The following is a 3030-nucleotide window of genomic DNA, read 5'->3' as shown; positions in this document are numbered from 1 at the left end:
AACAGTTAAACGTTTAGGTAGGACACTATGGAAAAATGGTCAGGCTATCATCGCCGAAGTTTGGTTGAGACTAAAATGCACCGCATCAAATTATTAGGAGATAAACTCAGTGCAAGGAGCTTTGATAGCCAAGTCAAGGAGGTTCATGCACGTGTAGCAGTCCTCAACAGATTTACGGAATTAGGTCGACCACTTACCCAAGTTACGCCTTAAATTTGACTCAATTTGGGGCACTTTGCCTTTCAAATCTTTGTGCAACAAAGCCCTCTTTATTAAATACATCAATAAATCCCTACCTTTTTAGATATTCTTTATTTTACACTCCCACCTGCAGACCCACCCACTATAACCCTTTAACTTTTATAATCTAAAAAATTATTTTTAGAATAACATAATTATTTTTTAAAAATTATGGTTAATTTCTAATTATAAAATATATAAATATAAAGACCCCTAAAAAAAATAAAAATACAAAAGCCGTTAAATTAATTCTCAACCAAATAATATTATTTTCAGTAAAACTCACGAGATCCTCCATGTATACATTAGGGAAATACTTAAATGGTTTTATGTTTTTTTTTCTTGATGGAAAAATATCATCCGCTTTTTTAATCAGTTTGAATGAATACAAAAAAAATAATATAAAAAAACTATAAACAGCAACATTAATACCTTGTTTTAATAACTTATAATTAGCATCATCAGGTTGGATACCATAAAAAAAATTCATAAAATATTCAGACCTAGCTTTTGTATAGAAATTATTATAAATCACTATTAAAAAAACTAATATACCAGAAAAAAAAATACTTAAAGCAACTAGAATTAATACTTTATCATCAGTAACTATTATATTATTTAACATAAAATTAATCACATACACCTGTTATTTCTCTACCAATGTTAGTACCAGCATAGTTTCCAGCAAAGCCACCAGCAACTGCTCCAACAGCTGCACCTATTGCACCTGCAACAACTACACTAGTACCTCCAGTTGGTATACCTAAAATTAAACCAAATTTGGATCCTGCAATCCAACCAGCCGCACCACCAGCAATCATTGCACCTAAAGCCCCACCAGCAACTCCTCCTGTAATATTCAAAGTTTCAACAGTTGCAACTTTCAAAGTATATTCACTATCGCCTGTCTGGTAAGCTCCATATATTTTAGTTGCCGAATCAATGATATAAAAATAAAATACAACTTTTAAACCTAGTTTCATACTTATTGTTGCATTTCCAATATGTTCCATTGATTGAACTACAGGTTTAAGACCACCTAAAAAATCTTTTCCTCTGACACCAGAATTATCATTCACAATATTTTTTAAAGTTTTAGCAAGCTCTCTATTTTGTATAACTAGCGTAAAGTTTTGAGATAACGACTTTTCAATTCTCTGATATATTTCATAATTTTTTCTTCTAAAATCAGAACCATGCTTATTATTACCCTCTTTACTTTTATTTCTAATTTCTTCTGTTTTGGCTTTTTGTAAGGCTAAAAAGTCTGAATCTAACTGTTTCAAAAGATTTTCATTAAGAAGTTTAACTCTTTCTTGCTCTACATCTATTTTAATATTATCTAATTTTTCTTTAGATTGTGAAGCGTAGGTAGAAATCGCATTCAACGATTCTACTTCTTTATTTATTGTTACTGAACCACAGTAACTTTCTTTATGCCCTTGAACAGTTTTTTCATATTCAATTTTTGCAATTTGAGCTTCTTTTGCTAGTAATACATAATTCATTAATAACTCAAAGTTATTAGCAAAAAAAATAGGATCAAACCCTTTTTTCAAACATAAACTTTGATATATTTTCTCAGCATCTAAAGCTAATTTTTTATACTCAGTTAACTCAGGTGAACTCTTTTTATTTGTTACAAGTACTATTTGTCCTGGTTTAATATTTTTATTCAAGTTTAAATCTTGTAAATCACTAATATGTGCATTTGCATGTCTAAAAATATCCAACTCACTTCGAGTTGGAACTTTTTTATATATTAGTTTTAAAAGCGAATCAAATGTCTGTTCTTTTTTTACGAGAAGCCAACCAACCTCAGCGTTCGTAGATATTGATAACTCTTTAATATGGTTTGTGTTTTCAGAATTCAAAGATTCTGTCGACTTTAAACTTGCTTTATCGAATTTTATAGTAGCATCCGCTTTATAATGCTTTAAAATATACCCATTAAACCATTTTGAATTCAAATAAACATCTATTTGGACTTTCTCTGACGAATCATTAACAATAATAGGTATAGTTTTATTTTGATTAAACATAAGATATTTGGAAGTATAGATAATTTTACTTGCATTTTTTTTAGTAATTTTATATTTAAAGTTTTTAATAGTTAAATTATCTAGCACTTTTTCGATATAAAGTTGTGCAATTCGAGGAACTTCATATTTGGCCATCATTCTCATCCTTCGAACTAAAGTCTTCTATCTGATTTGATAAAACATGTAGTGCATACCCTTCTTTCTTATCAGAGTAGATAACACTTGTGTAGCCTTTATCGTCAGTAACACCATAATGAGTGTGCCCTAACTTATCAATTAAAACATATGCCGTATTTGTCAAGATTTCATTCGTTTCCTTGTCTCTAACTTCAAATCTTAGATTATATATTCCTACTTTAGGTATTATTGGTATGTTAGGAGTAACATTTTCACCGCTAATAAACTGATGCTGCCCTGCCTTACTTTCAAACTTGCCACTAGTGGTTGGAAATATTCCCAAGCCATTGAGTTTTACTTGAGAGCCACCTGCGGTTAGATTAATTTCATTCGGACTGGTGATATAAATCGTATCTTCAGTGGAAATAATTTGCACACCCTTTCTTGCAATCAGATCAGCACCATCCCCTTGGGCTTGAATCTCGATCTTACCTTTCCCTGCATACAGTCGTGCCCCTTCTTGCGCTGTAAATAAACTGATCTTTTTGCTGGCATGTCCGATGATGCTGTCTTGCGTGCTGGTGTTAATGCTTCCTTGTGCAATTTGGTTGATCTGTCCATCTGCACTGAG

Annotated in this window: 3 protein-coding genes and 1 pseudogene; 1 reads left to right on the top strand and 3 read right to left on the bottom strand. The window is 31.3% G+C overall.

Annotation, left to right across the window (positions count from 1 at the left end):
* Positions 1-213 (top strand): annotated as a pseudogene (locus BMW42_RS12170) (IS5/IS1182 family transposase); the annotation flags it as partial.
* Positions 214-415: 202 nt separating this feature from the next.
* Here the strand turns inward: BMW42_RS12170 and BMW42_RS12165 are convergent.
* From BMW42_RS12165 to BMW42_RS12155, 3 genes are all read right to left on the bottom strand, one after another.
* Positions 416-865 (bottom strand): hypothetical protein, encoded by a 450-nt coding sequence (locus BMW42_RS12165; RefSeq protein ID WP_143047414.1) that lies wholly within the window; start codon positions 863-865, stop codon positions 416-418.
* 4 nt (positions 866-869) lie between these two features.
* Positions 870-2417, bottom strand: coding sequence for a hypothetical protein (locus tag BMW42_RS12160; protein ID WP_092768153.1), 1548 nt, complete (start codon positions 2415-2417; stop codon positions 870-872).
* A partial coding sequence (locus BMW42_RS12155; RefSeq protein WP_143047416.1) for a DUF2345 domain-containing protein occupies positions 2404-3030 on the bottom strand: 627 nt, incomplete at its 5' end. The genes BMW42_RS12160 and BMW42_RS12155, both read right to left, overlap by 14 nt.

This window comes from Acinetobacter sp. DSM 11652 (assembly GCF_900109815.1).
Lineage (GTDB): Bacteria > Pseudomonadota > Gammaproteobacteria > Pseudomonadales > Moraxellaceae > Acinetobacter.
This window is presented reverse-complemented; position numbering and strand designations above follow the sequence as displayed.